Here is a 1,554-nt window from a genome sequence, read left to right as displayed (position 1 = left end):
CCCCCCCCGTTATGTTTTTCGCGGTCCTGCAAGAGGGCCGCTGGCCTCCGGGCCCGGCATGACTGTTCCCCCCTGTCGAAGGCATGACCTGGGGGGTGGTGTCACCGGGCCCGGGAGGTGCCGTCGGAGACGCTGATCAGAGGTCCGGCCGCCACCCGGTCCGGCGCAATGCTGGACTGATCGCGGATGGCAGGTCTGCATAACGTGGATGCGCGAGTACGACACCGATGCCGAGGCCGGCACGTTCAACTCCCCTGGAAGGGCGCGATGTTCGACACCGAAGACGTGGGCGTGTTCCTCGGCCTGGACGTCGGCAAGAGTGCTCATCACGGCCACGGGCTGACCCCGGCAGGGAAGAAGGTCTTCGACAAGCAGCTGTCCAACAGTGAGCCGAAGCTGCGGGCCGTGTTCGAGAAGCTGACCGCGAAGTTCGGCACCGTCCTGGTGATCGTGGACCAGCCGGCCTCGATCGGCGCCCTCCCGCTGACCGTCGCCCGCGACGCGGGCTGCAAGGTCGCCTACCTGCCCGGACTCGCCATGCGCCGGATCGCCGACCTCTACCCGGGCGAGGCCAAGACCGACGCGAAGGACGCCGCCGTGATCGCGGACGCCGCCCGGACGATGCCGCACACCCTGCGCTCGCTGGAACTGACCGACGGCATCACCGCCGAGCTGACCGTCCTTGTCGGCTTCGACCAGGACCTCGCGGCCGAGGCCACCCGCACCTCCAACCGCATACGCGGCCTGCTCACCCAGTTCCACCCGTCGCTGGAACGCGTCCTCGGCCCCCGCCTGGACCACCAGGGCGTCACCTGGCTGCTGGAACGCTATGGATCCCCCGCAGCCCTGCGCAAAGCCGGACGCCGCAGACTCGTCGAAGTGATCCGGCCCAAAGCCCCCCGCATGGCCACCCGGCTGATTGACGACGTCTTCGACGCGCTGGACGAACAGACCGTCGTCGTGCCCGGGACCGGCACCCTCGATGTCGTGATCCCGTCCCTGGCCCGCTCCCTTGCGGCCGTCCATGAACAACGCCGGGCCATGGAAGCCCAGCTCAACGCCCTGCTGGAGGCCCACCCTCTTTCCCCGGTCCTGACCTCGATGCCCGGCGTCGGCGTCAGGACCGCCGCCGTCCTGCTGGTCACCGTCGGCGACGGCACCAGCTTCCCCACCGCCGCCCACCTCGCCTCCTACGCCGGCCTCGCCCCCACCACGAAGTCGTCCGGGACCTCGATCCACGGCGAACACGCCCCCAGAGGCGGAAACCGGCAGCTCAAACGCGCCATGTTCCTCTCCGCCTTCGCCTGCATGAACGCCGACCCCGCCTCCCGCGCCTACTACGACAAGCAACGCGCCCGCGGCAAAACCCACACCCAAGCCCTCCTCCGCCTGGCCCGCCAACGCATCAGCGTCCTGTTCGCCATGCTCCGCGACGGCACCTTCTACGAACCCCGCGTCCCCAAGGACATCGAACTCGCCGCATGACCCCAGCAAGTCAAACCACCCCAAACCAAACCTGGGCGCCTTGACGAAAGACATAGAGGCACCCCCCCC

The 1,554-nt window shown here is 69.0% G+C and carries 1 protein-coding gene; it reads left to right on the top strand.

Annotated elements, in window-relative coordinates; genetic code table 11:
* Positions 1-267: 267 nt before the first annotated feature.
* Positions 268-1,485, top strand: a complete 1,218-nt coding sequence (locus ACH4YP_RS48005) for an IS110 family transposase (RefSeq protein WP_398497931.1) — start codon at positions 268-270, stop codon at positions 1,483-1,485.
* Positions 1,486-1,554: the final 69 nt, after the last annotated feature.

It is taken from the genome of Streptomyces sp. NPDC020747, assembly GCF_044334695.1.
Lineage (GTDB): Bacteria > Actinomycetota > Actinomycetes > Streptomycetales > Streptomycetaceae > Streptomyces.
This window is presented reverse-complemented; position numbering and strand designations above follow the sequence as displayed.

What these genes read in the sequence shown, in the direction of transcription:
- ACH4YP_RS48005 (WP_398497931.1), top strand. Translation starts at nt 268, where the DNA reads ATGTTCGACACCGAAGACGTGGGCGTGTTCCTCGGCCTGGACGTCGGC.